This is a genomic window from Sporosarcina koreensis (assembly GCF_000826145.2).
Classification (GTDB): domain Bacteria; phylum Bacillota; class Bacilli; order Bacillales_A; family Planococcaceae; genus Sporosarcina; species Sporosarcina trichiuri.
Map to the genome: position 1 here is coordinate 50,621 of NZ_LN651333.1, position 17,939 is coordinate 68,559.

General features: G+C 52.2%; 25 protein-coding genes. 3 read left to right on the forward strand and 22 right to left on the reverse strand.

The genetic code is table 11. The annotated features are described in order from the left end of the window. Positions 1 to 100 precede the first annotated feature (100 nt). From BN1190_RS00255 to BN1190_RS00280, 6 genes are all read right to left on the reverse strand, one after another. A complete protein-coding gene (locus BN1190_RS00255) occupies positions 101 to 952 on the reverse strand; it encodes a methyl-accepting chemotaxis protein (RefSeq protein WP_040285030.1) in 852 nt (283 codons plus the stop codon). Positions 953 to 964: 12 nt separating this feature from the next. Then, positions 965 to 2,422: an aldehyde dehydrogenase family protein gene (locus BN1190_RS00260; RefSeq protein WP_040285031.1), complete on the reverse strand. Its 1,458-nt coding sequence runs from the start codon at positions 2,420 to 2,422 to the stop codon at positions 965 to 967. Positions 2,423 to 2,615: 193 nt separating this feature from the next. After that, a complete protein-coding gene (locus BN1190_RS00265; protein WP_040285032.1) occupies positions 2,616 to 3,203 on the reverse strand; it encodes a histidine phosphatase family protein in 588 nt (195 codons plus the stop codon). A gap of 72 nt (positions 3,204 to 3,275) precedes the next feature. Beyond that, a complete protein-coding gene (locus tag BN1190_RS00270) occupies positions 3,276 to 4,517 on the reverse strand; it encodes an amidohydrolase family protein (protein ID WP_040285033.1) in 1,242 nt (413 codons plus the stop codon). Positions 4,518 to 4,532: 15 nt separating this feature from the next. Further along, positions 4,533 to 5,258, reverse strand: coding sequence for a peptide-methionine (S)-S-oxide reductase MsrA (gene msrA, locus BN1190_RS00275; protein ID WP_052461605.1), 726 nt, complete (start codon positions 5,256 to 5,258; stop codon positions 4,533 to 4,535). A gap of 181 nt (positions 5,259 to 5,439) precedes the next feature. Next, positions 5,440 to 6,414, reverse strand: coding sequence for an aromatic ring-hydroxylating oxygenase subunit alpha (locus BN1190_RS00280; RefSeq protein ID WP_040285034.1), 975 nt, complete (start codon positions 6,412 to 6,414; stop codon positions 5,440 to 5,442). 183 nt (positions 6,415 to 6,597) lie between these two features. On the opposite strand from BN1190_RS00280, the gene BN1190_RS00285 reads away from it, so the two are divergent. The 3 genes from BN1190_RS00285 to BN1190_RS00295 all read left to right on the forward strand — a co-directional run bounded on the left by BN1190_RS00285 (position 6,598) and on the right by BN1190_RS00295 (position 8,678). Further along, positions 6,598 to 7,938 carry a uracil-xanthine permease family protein gene (locus tag BN1190_RS00285; RefSeq protein WP_040285035.1) on the forward strand — a complete coding sequence of 447 codons (1,341 nt, stop codon included), beginning with the start codon at positions 6,598 to 6,600 and terminating at the stop codon, positions 7,936 to 7,938. A 173-nt stretch (positions 7,939 to 8,111) separates the two neighbouring features. Beyond that, positions 8,112 to 8,348 carry an AbrB/MazE/SpoVT family DNA-binding domain-containing protein gene (locus tag BN1190_RS00290; protein WP_040285159.1) on the forward strand — a complete coding sequence of 79 codons (237 nt, stop codon included), beginning with the start codon at positions 8,112 to 8,114 and terminating at the stop codon, positions 8,346 to 8,348. A 3-nt stretch (positions 8,349 to 8,351) separates the two neighbouring features. Beyond that, positions 8,352 to 8,678, forward strand: a complete 327-nt coding sequence (locus BN1190_RS00295; protein WP_040285036.1) for a type II toxin-antitoxin system PemK/MazF family toxin — start codon at positions 8,352 to 8,354, stop codon at positions 8,676 to 8,678. Between the two features lie 79 nt (positions 8,679 to 8,757). On the opposite strand, the gene BN1190_RS00300 is transcribed toward BN1190_RS00295, so the two are convergent. The 16 genes from BN1190_RS00300 to BN1190_RS00380 all read right to left on the reverse strand — a co-directional run bounded on the left by BN1190_RS00300 (position 8,758) and on the right by BN1190_RS00380 (position 17,820). After that, a complete protein-coding gene (locus BN1190_RS00300; protein ID WP_040285037.1) occupies positions 8,758 to 9,399 on the reverse strand; it encodes a DUF3885 domain-containing protein in 642 nt (213 codons plus the stop codon). A 99-nt stretch (positions 9,400 to 9,498) separates the two neighbouring features. Beyond that, on the reverse strand, positions 9,499 to 9,942 hold the full coding sequence (locus BN1190_RS00305; RefSeq protein ID WP_040285038.1) for a GNAT family N-acetyltransferase: 444 nt from the start codon (positions 9,940 to 9,942) through the stop codon (positions 9,499 to 9,501). A 111-nt stretch (positions 9,943 to 10,053) separates the two neighbouring features. Next, a complete protein-coding gene (locus BN1190_RS00310) occupies positions 10,054 to 10,497 on the reverse strand; it encodes a GNAT family N-acetyltransferase (RefSeq protein WP_040285039.1) in 444 nt (147 codons plus the stop codon). A 138-nt stretch (positions 10,498 to 10,635) separates the two neighbouring features. Next, positions 10,636 to 10,830: a DUF6980 family protein gene (locus BN1190_RS15350; RefSeq protein ID WP_082023212.1), complete on the reverse strand. Its 195-nt coding sequence runs from the start codon at positions 10,828 to 10,830 to the stop codon at positions 10,636 to 10,638. Positions 10,831 to 11,511: 681 nt separating this feature from the next. Then, complete coding sequence (locus tag BN1190_RS15160) at positions 11,512 to 11,622, reverse strand: putative holin-like toxin (RefSeq protein WP_244898643.1); 111 nt, start codon at positions 11,620 to 11,622, stop codon at positions 11,512 to 11,514. A 578-nt stretch (positions 11,623 to 12,200) separates the two neighbouring features. Continuing rightward, the gene (locus BN1190_RS00320) at positions 12,201 to 12,443 is read right to left on the reverse strand and encodes a hypothetical protein (protein WP_040285040.1); all 243 of its coding nucleotides are present in this window, start codon (positions 12,441 to 12,443) and stop codon (positions 12,201 to 12,203) included. 853 nt (positions 12,444 to 13,296) lie between these two features. Beyond that, the gene (locus BN1190_RS00335; RefSeq protein WP_040285043.1) at positions 13,297 to 13,737 is read right to left on the reverse strand and encodes an RDD family protein; all 441 of its coding nucleotides are present in this window, start codon (positions 13,735 to 13,737) and stop codon (positions 13,297 to 13,299) included. A gap of 80 nt (positions 13,738 to 13,817) precedes the next feature. Beyond that, the gene (locus tag BN1190_RS00340) at positions 13,818 to 14,054 is read right to left on the reverse strand and encodes a hypothetical protein (protein ID WP_040285044.1); all 237 of its coding nucleotides are present in this window, start codon (positions 14,052 to 14,054) and stop codon (positions 13,818 to 13,820) included. Positions 14,055 to 14,120: 66 nt separating this feature from the next. Beyond that, positions 14,121 to 14,669, reverse strand: coding sequence for a hypothetical protein (locus BN1190_RS00345; protein WP_040285045.1), 549 nt, complete (start codon positions 14,667 to 14,669; stop codon positions 14,121 to 14,123). Beyond that, positions 14,666 to 14,968 carry a DUF2087 domain-containing protein gene (locus BN1190_RS00350; RefSeq protein ID WP_052461607.1) on the reverse strand — a complete coding sequence of 101 codons (303 nt, stop codon included), beginning with the start codon at positions 14,966 to 14,968 and terminating at the stop codon, positions 14,666 to 14,668. Before BN1190_RS00350 ends, BN1190_RS00345 begins: the two co-directional genes overlap by 4 nt. A 151-nt stretch (positions 14,969 to 15,119) precedes the next feature. Further along, positions 15,120 to 15,584, reverse strand: coding sequence for an NUDIX hydrolase (locus BN1190_RS00355; RefSeq protein WP_040285046.1), 465 nt, complete (start codon positions 15,582 to 15,584; stop codon positions 15,120 to 15,122). A 3-nt stretch (positions 15,585 to 15,587) separates the two neighbouring features. Then, positions 15,588 to 16,016, reverse strand: coding sequence for a hypothetical protein (locus tag BN1190_RS00360; RefSeq protein ID WP_144036058.1), 429 nt, complete (start codon positions 16,014 to 16,016; stop codon positions 15,588 to 15,590). After that, positions 16,013 to 16,216, reverse strand: coding sequence for a hypothetical protein (locus BN1190_RS00365; RefSeq protein ID WP_040285048.1), 204 nt, complete (start codon positions 16,214 to 16,216; stop codon positions 16,013 to 16,015). The genes BN1190_RS00360 and BN1190_RS00365 overlap by 4 nt, the downstream gene beginning before the upstream one ends. A 55-nt stretch (positions 16,217 to 16,271) precedes the next feature. Next, positions 16,272 to 16,667 carry a VOC family protein gene (locus BN1190_RS00370; protein ID WP_040285049.1) on the reverse strand — a complete coding sequence of 132 codons (396 nt, stop codon included), beginning with the start codon at positions 16,665 to 16,667 and terminating at the stop codon, positions 16,272 to 16,274. Between the two features lie 105 nt (positions 16,668 to 16,772). Beyond that, positions 16,773 to 17,243, reverse strand: coding sequence for a hypothetical protein (locus BN1190_RS00375; protein ID WP_040285050.1), 471 nt, complete (start codon positions 17,241 to 17,243; stop codon positions 16,773 to 16,775). 292 nt (positions 17,244 to 17,535) lie between these two features. Then, a complete protein-coding gene (locus BN1190_RS00380) occupies positions 17,536 to 17,820 on the reverse strand; it encodes a hypothetical protein (protein ID WP_144036059.1) in 285 nt (94 codons plus the stop codon). Between the last annotated feature and the right edge of the window lie 119 nt (positions 17,821 to 17,939).

Consider the following 17,939-nt stretch of genomic DNA (forward strand, 5'->3'; position numbering starts at 1 on the left):
CAAACCCATCAGCCGCCAGGGTGCAAGAATGATATGGAAGGGAGGACCACGGGTATGCATACAAAAACAGGCCATCCCTCTAAATGGATGGCCCTGCTGTTTATGAATCCGCCAGTGAGGAGTGAGCCATCTCAGATAACTTGGCTGCACTCTTGCTGATTTCTTGGACTGTAGCTGAAATTTCCTGGATGGCGGCTGCTTGACTCGATGTGAATTCGTTGATGTCACTGAAGGACTTGTGCAAGTGACTGATGGACGCAGTGATGGATTTTGTCACTTGATCGATCTGTCCAACATTCTCTTTCGAGTTCGTTGCGAGCTTCCTGATTTCGTCCGCTACGACGGAAAATCCCTTTCCGTGCTCGCCTGCCCGTGCAGACTCGATGGCGGCATTGAGACCGAGCAGGTTGCTCTGGTCCGACAAGCCGCGGACCACTGTGGAAATCTTCCCGATTTCTTCAGCATCCCCGCTCACTTCATCCAGAACGGAGGTGGTCGAGTCGACTTGTTCGGCTAAACCGGCTACCGACTTGGCAATTTCCTCTAGGGACGCTGCAGTTTCTTCCACTATTGCGGAGAGACTTTCCGCCACTTCGAACAAGTTATTCGATCTCTCCATACTGGTTCCGATGCCGACACCGCCAATCACTTGCCCCCTCTCATCATGCAGGGGGATGGCGCGGGCATTCAACGGAAAACCGAAGATCTCCTTCGGAACCATTTCCGAACGATCCTCATTATACTTCTGCGCCGCCGTGATAATATCCCCAGGGGCGAGGGGATCTCCCGGTTTCACGCCCAAAGAGAACGTCTCCCCCGGGACATTGACAAGCAACTTCTCCGTATCGTAGACCCCTATGGTCATGTCATCTTGCAAGAGACGTTTCAGGTAAGGGGCAATGGTGACAAAAGCCTGCAGTATTTCATGGTTGGTTTTGATGTCTGTTCTCATAACATCCACTCCTTAGTAAGGGAATTGCCGCTGCCCGTAATTTACTGAAATCCATTTCAATGTCGTGAATTCGTCCAGACTCCATTGACCATTCAGCCGGCCAATCCCGGATTGGTTCTCGCCGCCGAATGCTACGATCGGTTCATCGTTGATGGTCACATCATTGACATGGATCATACCTGTATGGATCTGCTTCGCCATTTGGACTCCTTCTTCGACAGAAGATGTATGGATGGCACCGCTCAACCCGAAGCGTGTATCGTTCGCAAGCGCGATGGCGTCCTCTTTCGTATCGAACGGGATGACCGAAACGACCGGTCCGAACAGTTCCTCAGTAGCCGCAGGCATGTCCGCTGTGACATCACACAGGATGGTCGGTTCCACAAGGGTCCCTTCGATCGTCCCGCTCAGCGCCAGCGTCGCTCCAAGTTCCACACTATCTTGGATAATGGCGGCAAGGCCTTCCGCCTGGCGCACGTTGATGACAGGACCAATCACCGTTTCAGGATCCCGCGGGTCCCCGCTCTTTAACCCTGACACCTTGGCCACAAACTTTTCCATGAATGGTTCGTAGATGGACCGCTGCACCAGGATCCGGTTGGCCGACATGCAGATCTGCCCTTGGTGTGTAAAACGGCTGAATGTCGCCGCTTGGACAGCGTATTCCAGATCTGCATCCTCCAAGACGATGAACGCACTGTTGCCGCCAAGTTCCAGCAATGGCTTCTTGAAGTTCTTGATGGCCATTTGACCAATATGACTCCCTACTTTCGTAGACCCTGTGAAAGAGATGATCCTGGGAATCGGGTGCTCGACAAAGGTATCACCGATTTCACTTATATCCGCAATGACGACATTCAAGAGTCCTTCCGGAACTCCAGCCTCCTCAAAGATTTTGGCTATCAACGTTCCACCGCTGACGGGAGTTTGCTCGTGGGGTTTCAGCACAACACCGTTGCCGGCGCCCAGTGCAGGAGCGACCGATTTCATGGACAGGAAGAACGGGAAGTTGAACGGGCTGATGACTCCTACGACACCCGCTGGAATGCGGTACAGCCGGTTCTCTTTGAAGTCTTCCACGGAAGGGAGGATCTTCCCTTCCATCCGGAGAGGGAAGGTCGCTGCTTCTTTGATCATATTTTTGACGAGTCCGATTTCAAACGCTGCTTTTAAACGTGTTCCGCCAAGTTCCTCTATGATGAGAGCTGTAATCTCCTCTTCATGTTGCTCAATATAGGAAACCGCCCTTTCAAGTACATCCCTCTTTTGATATGGATTCACCGATGCCCATCGCTTCTGAGCCTCCGCTGCCGCTGTGTAAGCTTCATGGATATCCTCTTTAGAAGCTCCCCGGTTGACTGCGAGCTGTGCTTGGTTGAATGGATTGCGATTCACCATCTCAGTGGTTCCGCGTCCATCCCGCCACTCTCCCGCAATGTATTGCTGACTTAGTTCTTGTACAAGTGTCATGTCAAAACTCCCTCTATTTTCATTATCACCTATATGTATATCGACCCATCATCGGATAAAATTAGTAATATCTTCACTTTTTTTTCAAAGAGTCGTCCCAGGCACCTCTTTCCCATGCTTCCGGCTCCTGACACCGGAACGGATGCTGCTGTTCCTGCATGTGAAAAACCGGCCGCCCGAGGGCGTGCCGGTCTCATAGTTTCAGTTCCTGCAAGTGTTCGGTGCAGTTGAACAGCTCACAGACAGTTTCGTCCTCACCGATCCGCACGATCGTGATCGACGTGTTGCCGAGAGGCTCGGTGTACGACGTCCCCGGCAACAGTTCCGACAGCAGCCGTTTGATGAACCCTCCGTGGCTCACGGCGAGCACCCGGCCATCCGGATACAAACGCTGCATGTCCCGTACGAACGACATGCCGCGTGTAATGACGCTGTCATGCGTCTCGCCCTGCAGATCGAGCTGCTTCCAGTCCGGGCCCCACTTCGCCTGGCGCTCCGCTTCCGTCGTCCCTTCGATCAGGCCGCCGGCGCGTTCCCGAAGCCGCTCGTCTGTCACGATGTCAAGTTCCGGCACCTTCTCGCCGATCAGTTCCGCCGTCCGCCGCGTCCGTTTCCAAGGACTCGTATAGAGCGCGTCCCATGATTCCGCTGACAGCCGGTCCGCAATCTGGCGCGCCATCTCCACCCCGTCTTCGTCGAGCGGGATGTCCGTGCTCCCCTGGGCGCGCCCTTCCTTGTTCCACGAGGTGACACCGTGCCTCACAAATCCGATAGTGGTCATTCAGCAGCCCCCTGTCCGTCATTGTAATGGCTATCACTTTACCACAAGGCAGAAAGTTTTCAAACTAATTCATCATGCCTGGGTGATCCGCTGGTCGACGATGACCTTCCCGCGTTTCACGACGATGTTCGCGATCGGCTGATCCTGCACGACGTCACTCAGCCGTTCCGAATCAAGCACGACGAGGTCCGCCTGGCACCCTTCCCGCAGTCCGTACGTCTTCTCGATGCCGAGGCACTTTGCTGCATTCACCGTGATCATGTCGAGCACTTTCCGATGTTCTTCCTGCGAACCCAAATACTGCGTCTCCGCCAGCAGATACCCGACCAGCAGCAGATTCGCGTTGCCGAACGGCGTGAACGCATTGCGGATATTGTTCGATGCGAACACGACATTGACCCCATGCTGCTGGAGGCGTTTCACGGGTGCCATCCCCCGGCGCACATTGTGCGTATCCTGCCGGCCGTTCAAATAGACATCCGTCGCCGGCAGCGGCATGATCGTAATGCCCGCTTCCGCAATCTTATCGAACAGCTTCGCGGCTTCATCGGGATCGATCGACCCGAGTGTCGTCACATGCCCGAGCGCCACGCGCCCCTGCATGCCGCGTTCGACCGTCATCTCACAGATCCGCTCCGTCAGCATATACCGCGGATCGTCCGTATGATCGGCGAAATCGACGTGCATATCGACCGGCACATCGTATTTCTGCGCCAGGTTGAACACGTACTCCAGATGCTGATAGGAGTCCTCAATCGATTTTTCATTGTATGGACAGCCGCCGACGACATCCGCCCCCATCTTCAATCCTTGTTCCATCCGCTCCAGAGTTCCTTCTGATTTCAAAATTCCTTCTTGCGGGAACACGACGATCTGCAGATCCATCTTGTCGCGGTATTTCTCTTTCAATTCCAGCAGCACTTCCACACCGAGCAGTTCCTCGATATGATCGACGTCGGGATGCGCCCGCATGATTGTCGTCCCCTTGGCAATCGCCCATTCGATCACTTTCTCGGAACGGTTGTAGACATCATCATACGTATATTCCTTCTTCAGCTCACCGGTGTTTCGGATCGCTTCATCCAATGTGCCGGAAATATTCGGCTTCCGATCTTCCAGGAAGGCTTTATCTGGATGAATGTGTGATTCAATCAGGCCTGGCAATACGACCTTCCCTTTGCAGTCGATCACCCGGTCTGCGTCTTCCTCCAGCTGCACACCGATCTTCAGGAAGATGCCGTCCTCCATGAGCAGGTCCATCAGCTCCTCATCGTCCCGGATTCTTGCATTTTTCACCAGCAATGTCTCTGACATCGTCAATTCCCTCCATCACTTCGTCTCTTCTTTCGGTTCACTCAGATGCTTCACAATCTCTTCGTCTTTCGCAATCGGATCGACTGTCATGCCGTCGAGCGCATGCAGGTTGATGTGGCAGTAGCCGTTCGGATTCTTCTCGAGATAATCCTGGTGGAACTCTTCTGCCGGATAGAAGTTCTCGAGCGGCACCGCTTCCGTCACGATCTTCTCCTTGTAATACTGCGCTTCGTCCTTCACCGCTGTTTCCACAATTGCTTTTTCCGTGTCATCTGTGTAATGAATTCCCGAACGATACTGCACGCCCCGGTCATTCCCCTGCTGGTTCTCTGTCGTCGGATCGATCACCTGGAACAGATGGTCGACGAGCGACTCGAGCGAAATCCGCTCTGGATCATAGGTGACTTCCACGGTTTCCGCAAATTTCCGGTCTCCCTGGATGACCTCCTCATACGTCGGATCGGCGCCTGTCCCGTTCGCATAGCCGGACACCGTATCCTCCACGCCATACAGTCTTGCGAAATACGCTTCCACTCCCCAGAAACAGCCTCCGGCGAAGTAGATCTTGTGCAGATCGCTGTCACTGTAATCCAGATGCTCGTTGATATTCTTCACGTCATCCTTCAGCTGATAGCCGTCCTCCGGTTCAGGCACAGAGGCTGCCCGTCCCGCCTCTTTCCCGCACGCCCCGAGCAGTACAATCAATCCGAGCAGCAGCCAGATCAGCGGTTTCCGTTTCATCACACCCACCCCTTTTTCCATTCACTTCTATAGTATGTCCGTTCCCCCGCAGCAGCAGTTTCAACCCTTCCACACAGTGTACCACAGCGCACGGGACAGGCTGAATCGCGGGATACGGCATGCAAAAAAAGCCGCCGGCAAGCGGCAGCTTTTCAATAGCGATATAAGGTTCCAACAATCCTTACGCCGTGCCAAGCACGACACCTTTCTTCTTCAGATACTGGCGGTACGCAATACTCACGCGGTCGGACACGAGCGACAGTTCCACCTGCAGATCGAGCGGCAGTTCCTCCGGCTTCTGGTTCTGCACGATCGGCTTGTCCTGGGAGAAGATGAGGTTCTGGAACTCGATAATCTCGTCATCCGTCTGGCCGGTGTCATAGTCGAATGAAAGAACTCCGTACGCGACGGAATGCGTATCAGACAGCGGACGCACCGTCAGCAAGATCGTCATGTGTGTATCATTCTCCGCATCGCGCTTCGTGAAACGCACCGTCAGCGGGCGCACGATCTCATACGTATAGTACACATACTTCGAGACACCCGTTCCGTCCGCATCGGGCTGGAAGATCCGGATCTCATCCGACCAGATCCGCTCGCCCTCCTCGTGCATCTTGTACGGCTCGATTTCCCGGTGCGCTTCCTCCCCGAGATACCCCTGGTGGACGACCGCCAAATGGCCGACATCGAGAAAGTTTTCCACGATGCGCGGCGGCAGCGCTTCCGCTTCCTGCGGTCCCCAGATGACATTGCGCCAGCCGTCCGTCTCCATTTCCGGATAATCGAAAAACGGCGGTTCATTGCCCGCAAGGTTCACCCAGATGAAGCCGTATTTCTCCACGCACGAATAGACCGTCGCTTTCGCCTTCTTCGGAATCGCCTTCCCTTCCGGCAGCTGCGGAATTTTGACGCAGTCGCCCTCCTCCTCATACTCCCAGCCGTGGTACGGGCAGACGAGACAGTCGTTCTTCACTTCCCCGAGCGACAGCGCCGCCCCTCTGTGGATGCATAAGTCCTTGAACGCATGCACGCCCGTACTGTTTCGGAAAATCGCGAGACGCTCCCCCATCAGCACAACTTGTATCGGTGCGTCCTGCACATCCTGCGACCGGCAGGCCACCAGCCATTCCTCTTCGAGCGCTCGATCCTTCAACATGGTACCGTCCCCTTTTCGTCATGATCTGCCTCCAGTGTACGGAATCCGTTCGGGCAGGTCAACCATAAAACGAACTATTTAAAGTTAAATTTAAAAAATGTTCGTATTTAACCTGTACAAATCAATTTCAATTCTTTATACTCCACCTATACCCAAACAAAAACGAACGAAGGAGTGTTCCTGTTGTCCAAGAAACGTCCAGATGGTCTCCTCATCGGAGTGAACGACAAAGTCAGCTACCCGAAAGCGATCGGTCTCGGTCTCCAGCACGTTCTCGCGATGGACCTCTACATCGCGCCGATCATCATCGCCGGCCTGCTGTCGCTCAGTACGGAAAACACCTCATTCTTCGTCCAGATGTGCTTCCTGGCCACCGGTATTGCCACGCTTATCCAGACCGGATTCGGCTTGAAACTGCCGGTCGTCCAGGGACCGTCCTATGTCCCGATCGGCGCCATCGCGGCAATCGGCGGCAAACTCGGACTCGGCGCGATCGTCGGCAGCCTGATCCCTGGTGCCATCCTGATCGCCCTGCTTGGCTATCCGATGAAGATCTTCGCGAAAACCGTCCGCAAGATCGTTCCCCCGCTCGTCGGCGGCACGGTCATCATTATCGTCGGCATCGCGCTCATGCCTGTCGGTTTGAACAACATCTATTTTGCGGAAGGCACCATCGGCCAGAACGTCATCGTCGCATCGATCGCCTCAGCCGTCCTCGTCGTCTGCATGGTGCTCGGCAAACGACTGCCGCGGTTCGGTTCGTTCTTCCGTCTCGTGTCCGTCATTCTCGCAATCGTCGCCGGATCGATCGCCGCCAGTTTCTTCAATCCGATCGACTTCTCGCCCGTGAAAGACGCCGCCTGGATTGCACTGCCGACGCTCATGCCATTCGGCAAGCCGGTGTTCGACATTGGCGCCATCATCACGATGATGCTCGTCTACCTCATCATCCTGCTCGAGACGACCGGCACGTGGTTCGTCGTCTCCCAGATCACCGACGAAGAGCTCGATGAAAAACGCCTGAACCGCGCGTCGTTCGGCGAAGGGCTCGGCTGCTTCATCGGCTCGCTGTTCGGCAGCACGCCGCTCACCGGCTACTCGTCGAACGCCGGACTGCTCGCCATTACAGGCGTCGGCAGCCGGATGGTCATCATGGCGAGCGGGGTCATCCTCGTCCTGATCGGGTTCATTCCGAAACTGTCGGCGGTCATCATCTGCATCCCGGAAGCCGTCATCAACGGCATCTTCGGCATCGTCTGTGTCGCCATCGTCACGAACGGCATGAAGATCATCCAGCCGATCATCATCGACGACCGCAACATGATCGTTATCGGCGTGCCAATCCTGCTGACGATCGCCGTCACGGTCCTGCCGAAGGAAGTGCTTACCACGGTCCCGGACTGGGCCAACTACCTGCTGTCCTCCGGCATCGCGGTCGGCGCCCTCGCCACCGTCCTGCTGAACCTGCTCATCCCGAAAGACAAAACGGCCCCGCAGGCAAGACCTGCGGAAGCCGCGGAATGATAAAAGCTCGGCCAGCCGTTTGCAACGCGGCTGGCCGGGCTTATTAAATTGATTAAAAACAGTACGCAGGCACTTTTCCATGTATCAAATAGGTCTCGATGGGAATATATATAAGTATATACATCCGGCAAAGGGGTGGTATAATGGAGGAAACGAGGAGAGGTAGGGTCAGTATGCCAACAACAGCGCAGAAATGGGGCGGTAGCATAGGCGTCCGCATCCCCCAGCAAATTGCTCGAAAGTATGGTATTGTGAATGGTTCGCAATTGAACATCTCTGAAGATGGCAAACAAATCATTCTGACACCTGTCGACACATCGTATACGCTGGATGAACTCCTATCGCAATGTATCGGTGAAAACCCTCATCCCGAATACTTCAGTGAATCCGCAGGAAAGGAAGAACTCTGATCGATGATGATTCCGAATCGAGGAGACATTATCTACTTGGATTTCACTCCGCAAACAGGCACGGAACAAGCCGGACGGAGACCTGCCATCGTGGTATCACCCGAAAAATTCAACCGTGTAACCGGCTATGCATCCGTGTGCCCGATCAGTAATACGAAGAGACAATGGGGCTTCCACGTTGCACTACCAAAAGACTTGAAGACCAGCGGCGTCATCATCACAGATCAATTGAAAAGTCTGGACTTCCGCGCCAGAAACGCGTCTGTCATTGAAACGGCGCCAGATGAAGTGGTACAGGAATGTTTAAAAAAGATACGGACCTATCTATAGCAAAGAGCATCCACGCAGATGAGCGGGATGCTCTTTGCTTAGAATACGGATTAAAGATAGCGGAGTTTACCTGTCACTGTCAGCCAAACACTCCATCAACCGCCGCACGATCGTACTCCAGAATCCAGTCGGAAAACCACGCATACACCGGTCGGAGCGTATCCGCTTCCGCAGCGATCACATCACAGCCGCGGTCGTCATAGATGTGGAAGACCGTCTGCTCCGTCATGTTGACGACATAGACAGGCACGTCCACAACCGGCCGCTTGCCCATGTCCTGATTGCAGATCGCCCGCAACAGCGCTGCATAGCGGAGATCCGAACGGCTGCAGCGAAGGCTGAACCGGTGCTTCCGGTACGATCCGTCTTCATCGTCTTCCAGATAGACGGACGAAAATGTGTCCTGCCGGAGCCGGTACAGCACGGAACGCTCCTTCACATACTTCGCAAACACATTCAATTGCCGTCGCTGCGCATGGCTGCTGTTGAATTCATGTACATCGACGACTATATACAAATCGTCCTCCGGCGCATGGAGCGCTTCGAACAAATCGATAGCACGGTGATAGACACCAGGCAGATAAGCCGGCTGATCATGGATACTGGCGGTGCCGTCACTGACACCGAGCTCGAAGCGGATCCCGACTGGCCAAGAATAGAACAACGGGTTGCGTAATTCCAGGCCGGGAAACTGGCGGGTCAAGAATTGCTCGAGTGACATAAGTGTTCCTCCCAAAGGTCATCAATATTTGCGAGACAAAATTCTCGTCATCTCAAGGGGTCAATACGTTCCACATCGCCGCATGCATGCAGCCCCTGCTCAATCCAGACTCAATTCATAGTGATAAAACCCGGTGTCCCGCACATACCCGTTCTTTTCGTACAGCTTCCGTGCGCCATAGTTATCGGGCGCAGTCTCCAGCACAATACTCTTCGCTCCGGTCTCATCGGCGTATGCCTTCACCGAATCCAGCAGCCGCTGCCCGATCCCCAGATTCCGTGCGTCGGGATGCACAAACATGTCATTCAAAATCCAGGATTTCCGCATCGCAATCGATGAAAACACGGGATATAGCTGGGCAAACCCGACGCTCGCCCCGTCCTTCCGGGCGATGAATATCACAGATTCCTCATTTACCAGACGGTCTCTTATGTAAGTCCGGGCCCCTTCCGCATCCGATGGTTGTTCATAGAACATCCGGTATGCATTGAATAGCTCAGCTGCCTCTTCCAAATCCCCAATCCCAGCTTGGCGAATATCCATGTCTCAGCCTCCTCGAATCAGTATTCAAAACTACGCATCATGGTTGTACATCTCAAGGCTGTATCCCCAGGTAAATAAGAAAACCAATCGACCGCAATGACAGACGCTCTTTCAACGTTGCAACACCATATCAACGTGAGGGATATTATCCTCCAGATACGTGTCAGAAACAGGCTGAAACCCGAAGGAGCCATAGAACTCACGTAAGTAGTCCTGTGCTTGGATTTTGACGCGCGTTTCGTTCAATTCTTGCTCAACGAATTCCAGTCCCCGCGTCATCAGTTCTTGCGCCAGCCCCTGCCGGCGGTATCCCTTCTTCACGAACACCCGGCCGATGGACGTTTCCTCATACGAGATGCCCGCAGGGACAATGCGCAAATACGCAAGGATCTCGCCATGGTCCTCTTTGAACAGATGATAGGAAGCCGGATCCTTCCCATCCACCTCCAAGTACGGACAGTCCTGTTCCACAACAAACACCGCTGTTCTCTCCTGTAAGATCGTGTACAGCTCTGCATTCGTTAACTCTTCAAACCGTTTCAACTGCCAATTCATAACCCTTCACCTCGTGTTTCGTTTCGATGTCTGTGGCAGTATACAACACTTTCGAGAAAAGGACGATTTGCCGTTCTCATACCATACGACATCATTGATTCAGAGAATGATCATGCCGTACGTCATTTGATGAGCAAGTTATAATTTCGAACCGCACCAAGGACAGAAATGAATAGCGATGCTCGACGAACCGCCATCATGGATTATCAACCCGTAGTCATTATGTTCAATATCGAAAACTAATATTTTATCAGGACACTCAAAAGGATCGCTATGTATGTCACAGTTGAAATCCGCATGGTAATCCATGTCTTCGCAGCAGTGTCTTTTCATGTTTTTCTCCTTCTGGAAGAGATTTATCTATTACTGAAGATGGCGTAATGTTCCTTTATAAATCGCGCCCAATTACACCACGAATGCAAATCGTTTCCCGCAATTGCGCCCTATAACAGGGGTGTGGTTCGAACCCGTTAATCTGCGCTCCAGCCGGACGCTTTCCGCGGGCACGGCCTCAGCCAAGCGAACAGCGAAGGGTTCGCTTTGCCGTATTTCTGCGGGTTTTGCAGAAATTAAGGCAGCTATGCTCCTTCCGCTGCATATCTCCCGCAAAGACTGATCTTCGTTACAGCCTGCGCTCAGTCCAGGGTCTTCGACTCGGGCTGTTCCCGCAGGAAAAGCCGTCACAAAGAACGGCTTTTGCGAGCAGAAGCGAAGCGTTGTGAGCACATCTTTGCCTTTCGCCGGCTTCCGCTCCGATCAACTAGAGTGTGGTCTCAAACAAACGCGCCCGATTACGGTATATTCCATCACTAACAGAATACATTAATTTGTATTACTTAAAGAAGTGTATTATCCGCATAACTGTGGTAAAGTGGAGATATACTAAAAAAGACCGAGTGCGCGAACACCCGGTCAATGCAGCTGACATCCGCATGAAGTGCGGCTGACCAGTTGAAAAGATGTTTGAACTGAAAAAGTAACCATCTCATCTACTTGGGTCGTAGCGGAGGGTGGTTACTTTTTTCTATTGGTGGATAGAGCAATCATCGCTACAATCGCTGTTGCCATTGCTGCGAGGAACATTCCAAATTGGAACAACATGTTCATTGCTTCATATGTCACCATGTAAACACCCCCTTTCACAAGGGAGTGCCAACCGCCCATCCGCTTTATGTAGCTGCTACTGTAATTCTATCACCTAATCAACATTTAAAAAAGCTAGACGAAAAGTTTTCAATAATCGCGCCCGTTAGTTTAAGACAGAAACAATTACCTACATAAAGTAAAGCAAAATTAATGTAATGATTAGAGACTGGGCAAATGATATTACTAAGTCATTCTTCCAATAAGTTTTAACAAAGCGACTAAACAACCTACCGATTGCAAAGCTACAAAACCATATACTTAAAAAGAGCAATACAAAACCCAAAAGCAAAACTCCTTTGTTACTTATTTTACTGTCCAGATTGCAGCATGGACGCAGATCGCTTCTACACAATCCCGCCCTATAACGGGGGAGTGGTTTGAACCCGTTAATCTGCGCTCCAGCCGGACGCTTTCCGCGGGCACGGCCTCAGCCGCTTCCCTCGCTGCGCTCAGTCCAGGGTCTTCGGCTCGTGCTGTTCCCGCAGGAGTCGCCGGCTTCTGCTCCGATCAACTAGAGTGTGGTAGCAAACAATCGCGACCGTTAACAGAACTAGCTATTATTGAGTAATCACTTTTTTAGATTGTCTACGCAATATAATCATGAAAACCAAGAGAAGTATTGGTGTTAAACCCAAATATGAAAAAGGCGAGTTGAGAGCAAGCAAGTATGTTGAAATTGGTAAACTGGCGATGAGACTAATTAACATAGCTTTCCATGACAATTTCACCACAGCAAAGAGAAGTGAAAAAGCAGCCAAGAAAGTTGATATTCCCATAACTATTGAAATTAGCATCCCCATTTTAAACACCTCCTCTTTCGTTACAATGGCCCGTTTGTAGAATAAGGACATCCACAGAGATCCCCGTTCTGCTCAGCTATCGGATATACCCAAATAGCCCTGCTCCGATTATTACGACACCGGCGACTATAGATATTACAGAGACCTTCTCTTGTTCGTCAGACTTGGCAACGACTTGATTGATGACATTGATTCCTAACATCACCCAAAAAAGCAGGAAGCAAATCGGATTGAACCACGAGGGGATGAGCAGGATGAGAAAACCTATGAGGGTTATGCGATTAATGATTCTATTCCAATTCAACGCTTTCACCTCTGACGGATTTTTCATTGGAGAGACATGCATATACTCAAGAACCTGCACTCCATGAAACGACTTAATCCCAACAGTTGAAGACCACATCTCCATTCGTCACGGCTCGCCAAGCGTGTACTTGCTTCAGTTCACACTCGGCTAAGTCATGGGATGCCGGTTCGAACGCCTCGTTCAGGAATGCGGTGTCCAAGACTTCGTAGAAAGGCCTCAATTCCGCCGCCACCTCTTCACTTGAAATGAACGTTCTCCGTTGTTCCCCATCATATACGGCTATCGCGGCGTACGGAAAGTAGTCATGCAGCAGAATGGATTGCGTCCTTCCCTCCCGTTGGAGATCGAGCCTGTAATGATTCGCTGGGTACGCAGAACTTTGAAAGGCGATCACTTCGCTTTGCAGCTTCCTGGCGATGTCGTGTCCAATTTTCTTGAACAGTTTCCCATCTATAGGTTCCAACTCCAATTTCCCGTCTGTAAAACCTGTAACGCCTCTCGGTAACCGCACGGTATCCACCTCCCAAACCTTTCACACTCACGCACTTACAGCATCCGCCCGCCTTTGAATCGCTCATCATAGTTCACCATTGTCCCGCCAATGAAATCATGGATGGCACGTTTGTCTTCCCGGAAGATGATCATGAACACACTGACGAGTGCAGACAATCCGAACGTCACGTAGATCAGCAGCGCCTTTCCCACCACTTCGCGCAGCAGCATATGTTTCCAAGTGACAGGCTGCCCCTCTCGTGTCCTGATTTGAATTTTCATGAAGTATTTGCCGATTGTGTAGCCGCTCCACAAAAGGGGGAGCAGGGTCAGGTACGTGACGTCGACGGCCTGCCAGATGGTGCTCGGGACCAGTTCGTAGGAAAACTCGCCAGTCTTCCAGTACACCAGGACAGCCGCAGGAATCAAGATGATAAAAAAGTCCACTAACGAAGCGAACAATCGCTCACTGAAACCGCCGGGTGTTCGGTTCATGGGTTACCTCTTTCCTCAGCTGAGAGCTGTCAGTTTATGTACGTAATCACTTTATACTGCCTTATGAATGGAGTTCACCTTCACCGCTTCTGATCTTTTTCGTGAAACGGAGACTCTTCTTTCCGCCACTCGTTGTCTCCATCACGTACCATTCGCTTCTGCCAATATTGTCCTGTTTTTTTATCAAACAGGATGAGGCACGCCTCATTAACCGCGATGAATTCATAGCGGTACGAGACCGCCCTCAATTTGTCCAGCGATACCGCAATGGCCAGAGAGCCCGTAAATATGGCCAATCCGACAAATACAATAGCCATACGCTGCCTCCTTCCGTATTACCTGGTCAGCAACCAGTCGATTCGTTTTGTATTGCTAATGATCTCCTAAAATACAGGCCGCACCTTTGCGGATAACTGGACAAGCAAAATCACTTCACCAGCGAGCAAGAGCAACAGCAGGACACTCGCAACTGTCGGGACAGTGAAAAAGAGCACGGTAGTCAGAATCAGCAGCAACAGCAGCAGTCCGGGCATCTTTTCAAGAAATCCGATATCCGTGAAAGCCACCGTCTCATCATGCTGGATTGCCACAAACACTTCGTGGATAATATAGAAGATCATCCCCAAACCGGTGACTGCGAGCACGGCAAGCAAGAGCGCGGCAGCTGTCGCGGCACCGCTCGACAAGGCGATCGTCTGCAGCGAGTGTCCCGTGCCGTTCAATACGGCAAACCCGATACTGTGCAGCACCATGAATCCCGCAGCCGGCAGCAAGCGCCGTACGCGCGGGAGCGAATCCCCCATTTGCCTAAGACCTATGCAGATCAGGGCGTATCCGACCGCATTGGTGCTGTAGAAGAACACACCCATATCCAGCAGCTGCAAATTGGTTTTTGCAAAGACAAGCAGGACACCGAGCAGGAAGATATTCATGATTGTTCTTCCTCCGCCACCCAATACTCCGTACAATCGAGACTCCTGGCGAGGAATCCATAATCGATCAACGCCCGCCGGATCAGGGCAAAGTCTTCATACATTGTCTGGAGCACGGCATTTACTTCTTTTTCGGTATATCGCGTTTCGGTTTCAAACCTATCGGCAATCGCTTCCAGAATGATCAGCTTCCGTTTTTCTTTACTCGGAAACTGCGACAGCGGTCCATCCAGACCTTGTTTGAAATAGTTGCTCAGCACCTTTTGTTTTTCTTCGTTCGTCACAGTCATTGCTTGCATAAGACGCTCCCCCTTTTTACGCGCAGTCTACGCGGATGACTCTTTCTCAGAACGCCCCTTCCCAGAAGTGAACGCAAACCCAATCGCAGCCACGTTCACTGCTAACATAATCCAGTTATACACTCCGCCGTCTCCTTTTGTATGTATTCCATCATCTGATAACAGGAAGAGCAATTCCCTCAGCCCAATCCCGGATGAACTGCCGCTGCCTCGGATTCAGATTGCCCGGCAATTCGTCCTTGCCGAAAAATCGATGCGCCCGGCTTTCCGCATCCGCCTCATGCAGCTGTCCCGTGTAAGTCGTCGACTTGAAAATCACCTGGACGCTGTAGGCTTGGTCGCCATTCGGATAGGTGACGAAACAGGACAGCCCCGAGTAGAGTCCGAAGAGTGTCAGATCCCCAACGAGCAATCCTGTCTCCTCCTCGGTTTCCCGGATGGCGGTCTCCTCGAATGTCTCTCCGAGTTCCATGATACCTCCAGGAATGCACCAATTGTCTTCATCGGTCCGATGCTGCAGCAAGATCTTCCTATCCTGTTCGATGATCACGCCGCAACCCACCGTCAGCAGCGATTCCTGACCGACGAGCTTGCGCAGGTTTTGAATGTATCCCATTTGTCATACTCCCTCCCTTGTCTGCCCAACATTCCTGTTAAGATATGTCCAATATGCCCAGCTGCACAAACCGAATAGGAGACCCGCCGTACAGAAGGCAACGGCAACGAGTGCAGATTCAGCTGACAGCATGGCCTCTGGACCAAAAGGAAGGAACAGAAGCAGCCCTGGCACAAGCGAAACCAGAAAGCCGAATGTCAGAGAACGGGCAAGCAGCCGACGGCGAGACCGGCGGGCCAGCACATACATCAGCACAAAGTAAACCGGCACCATGACCGAATAGACAGCAGCCCCCCAAAACATGACGAAACCGAGCTCCGCCCCAATTGTCTCCTCCCATCCAACGCGCAGCGTCAATAGGTACGCGAGCATACCGCCTGCATAGGCAGTGACAGGTGTCAGCACGATGTAAAGCACTGTCGGAATCCTCACGACTCATCAACCCAGTCTTGAGAAAGCGGATTCTGCATGGGCGAGGCGGACGGCCGCTCCGCGTTCCGTTTCAACTTCGTGTTGATGTTAATCAACGCCATCAGGATAAATCCAAGCATGATGAATGTGACGAGTTCCCCCGTAAAAAACGAAACAATCCCGAGTATCATTGCATACACTGCGTACCATTTGTTTTCCATGCGCTCACCTCTTCGCTTGTCTTTTCTCCAAGAAAAATTTCTTCCAGAAACACTTTTACGGCGCCACCAGTTCCACTTTCATACGATCCGGATCTTCGAAATAGACGGCGTAATGCGAGTCTCCTCCGGCATACGGATGGGCAGATTCATACAAGATCGGCACACCCCTTTCCCGGAGCTGATTTGTCAGCGCATCGACATGCGCTCGGGAGTCCGCCCAGAACGCCAAGTGGTTCAGACCGACCCGCTTTCGGTGATACGGGACATCCAAGTACCGGTCCTCCGCCTGCACAAAGACAAGATACGTCTCGCCCAGCCGCCAGCTCCTCCCCGCGTCCCACTCTTGATACAGCTCGTAGCCCAGTTCCTCCAACAGCCATCCCCAGAATTCAACGGAACGTGCAAGGTCGGAAACATACAGTTCGATATGGTGCAGCATACCCTTTGTCATTGTCATATCCTCCTGGGGTGTGAAGTCAGAAAACGTTCAATTCACCCTCCACCATTAATTCACATATTAACCTATTTGCAACAGTAACCGTCTTCGTCTTTGTCGTCAGTCCTTCACCGCCTCATACAGATGAAAGTTCGTATCAGCGGGGAGGATCTGCTGGATGGCTTCCACGTCCGGCATTTCAACGTTTGGGATATAACTTTCCACACCCCAATGATCTGAACAGAATAAGCAGGTATCTCCCTGAAACAGCCAAAGGGCGAACCATTTCATCCGGTTTTGCTCATCGATTGATGACGTTTGCAAATACTCGACCAACGATGGGGAAAGACCAAGGCACACGCGGGTCATCTGGAGCTCCCGGATCACTTCATAGTCGTTCTCTGAACATTGGGCAAAAAGGTCGTTCAGGGCCGCCTCTTCCCCATCCCAGCAATGGATCTCCACCCGGTCCGCACGGGAAATGTATCGATCCAGCAGTTGCAGCCAGTACGGATAATCTCCGTCACACGGCAGCTGGATGCTGTCATCTTCAAAGCAGCTCGGCACTTCAAATGTCAGATGTTGAGCCATGGAAACCCTCCTTGATCCTAAAAAATTCCGCCTTACAGTTTTCCAGTCCAAATCCAGAATCGGATCCGGACAGTACCGAACAGCGTGACTGCCAAAAGCAAACTAAGAAACAACGTCTACAACTCCAACTGGCCGATCTCCCGGATGCCTTCCGATGAATGAACCCCCATCCGCCAATACCTAAGAAATCCAGGTAGCTCAGAATATTAGGAAGGATCCAGAGTATCCTTAGTACTGGCTGTCGCAATGTGGGTCCTCCTTCTGCAGCTCCATTACGCTCATGATCTGTCCTTCATCCCCCAAACGAAAAACCGAACTGCACGGACAGGAACAGCGCCAGTTCCGCAAGGCCGAGTGCTGCAACAATCAGCGGCACCGCTTTGCGGCTTCCGTCCTCAAACACAGCACCGATCGTCCCGGCAATCATGAATACGAAACTCACAATCAGACCGGACACCAGGATGACGACCAGTGTCATCAGCGGTGCCGTGAAAAAGTAGAGTCCTCCTAGAAGAACCTGAACGAAAAACAGGACGAGCAATCCAACTGTAAGTTTGCCTGGTATTGTCTTCGGCATGATACGCCCCTATCTGCCGGTGCGCCGGCTATTTGTGTCTCATTATGAAACCGAGGTCACTCTCTGGTATTCCTGGCTGCGCCATCCGCCCGATATCTGCTATTCAGAAACCAATCATA

What these genes read in the sequence shown, in the direction of transcription:
- BN1190_RS00350 (WP_052461607.1), bottom strand. Translation starts at nt 14,968, where the DNA reads ATGCAAGCAATGACTGTGACGAACGAAGAAAAACAAAAGGTGCTGAGC.
- BN1190_RS15350 (WP_082023212.1), bottom strand. Translation starts at nt 10,830, where the DNA reads ATGAAAAGACACTGCTGCGAAGACATGGATTACCATGCGGATTTCAAC.
- BN1190_RS00370 (WP_040285049.1), bottom strand. Translation starts at nt 16,667, where the DNA reads ATGACAAAGGGTATGCTGCACCATATCGAACTGTATGTTTCCGACCTT.
- BN1190_RS00310 (WP_040285039.1), bottom strand. Translation starts at nt 10,497, where the DNA reads ATGAATTGGCAGTTGAAACGGTTTGAAGAGTTAACGAATGCAGAGCTG.
- BN1190_RS00345 (WP_040285045.1), bottom strand. Translation starts at nt 14,669, where the DNA reads ATGAATATCTTCCTGCTCGGTGTCCTGCTTGTCTTTGCAAAAACCAAT.
- BN1190_RS00375 (WP_040285050.1), bottom strand. Translation starts at nt 17,243, where the DNA reads ATGGCTCAACATCTGACATTTGAAGTGCCGAGCTGCTTTGAAGATGAC.
- BN1190_RS00255 (WP_040285030.1), bottom strand. Translation starts at nt 952, where the DNA reads ATGAGAACAGACATCAAAACCAACCATGAAATACTGCAGGCTTTTGTC.
- BN1190_RS00335 (WP_040285043.1), bottom strand. Translation starts at nt 13,737, where the DNA reads ATGAACCGAACACCCGGCGGTTTCAGTGAGCGATTGTTCGCTTCGTTA.
- msrA (WP_052461605.1), bottom strand. Translation starts at nt 5,258, where the DNA reads ATGAAACGGAAACCGCTGATCTGGCTGCTGCTCGGATTGATTGTACTG.
- BN1190_RS00355 (WP_040285046.1), bottom strand. Translation starts at nt 15,584, where the DNA reads ATGGGATACATTCAAAACCTGCGCAAGCTCGTCGGTCAGGAATCGCTG.
- BN1190_RS00290 (WP_040285159.1), top strand. Translation starts at nt 8,112, where the DNA reads ATGCCAACAACAGCGCAGAAATGGGGCGGTAGCATAGGCGTCCGCATC.
- BN1190_RS00380 (WP_144036059.1), bottom strand. Translation starts at nt 17,820, where the DNA reads ATGCCGAAGACAATACCAGGCAAACTTACAGTTGGATTGCTCGTCCTG.
- BN1190_RS00340 (WP_040285044.1), bottom strand. Translation starts at nt 14,054, where the DNA reads ATGGCTATTGTATTTGTCGGATTGGCCATATTTACGGGCTCTCTGGCC.
- BN1190_RS00260 (WP_040285031.1), bottom strand. Translation starts at nt 2,422, where the DNA reads ATGACACTTGTACAAGAACTAAGTCAGCAATACATTGCGGGAGAGTGG.
- BN1190_RS00280 (WP_040285034.1), bottom strand. Translation starts at nt 6,414, where the DNA reads ATGTTGAAGGATCGAGCGCTCGAAGAGGAATGGCTGGTGGCCTGCCGG.
- BN1190_RS00300 (WP_040285037.1), bottom strand. Translation starts at nt 9,399, where the DNA reads ATGTCACTCGAGCAATTCTTGACCCGCCAGTTTCCCGGCCTGGAATTA.
- BN1190_RS00265 (WP_040285032.1), bottom strand. Translation starts at nt 3,203, where the DNA reads ATGACCACTATCGGATTTGTGAGGCACGGTGTCACCTCGTGGAACAAG.
- BN1190_RS00270 (WP_040285033.1), bottom strand. Translation starts at nt 4,517, where the DNA reads ATGTCAGAGACATTGCTGGTGAAAAATGCAAGAATCCGGGACGATGAG.
- BN1190_RS00305 (WP_040285038.1), bottom strand. Translation starts at nt 9,942, where the DNA reads ATGGATATTCGCCAAGCTGGGATTGGGGATTTGGAAGAGGCAGCTGAG.
- BN1190_RS00365 (WP_040285048.1), bottom strand. Translation starts at nt 16,216, where the DNA reads ATGGAAAACAAATGGTACGCAGTGTATGCAATGATACTCGGGATTGTT.
- BN1190_RS15160 (WP_244898643.1), bottom strand. Translation starts at nt 11,622, where the DNA reads ATGGTGACATATGAAGCAATGAACATGTTGTTCCAATTTGGAATGTTC.
- BN1190_RS00320 (WP_040285040.1), bottom strand. Translation starts at nt 12,443, where the DNA reads ATGGGGATGCTAATTTCAATAGTTATGGGAATATCAACTTTCTTGGCT.
- BN1190_RS00295 (WP_040285036.1), top strand. Translation starts at nt 8,352, where the DNA reads ATGATGATTCCGAATCGAGGAGACATTATCTACTTGGATTTCACTCCG.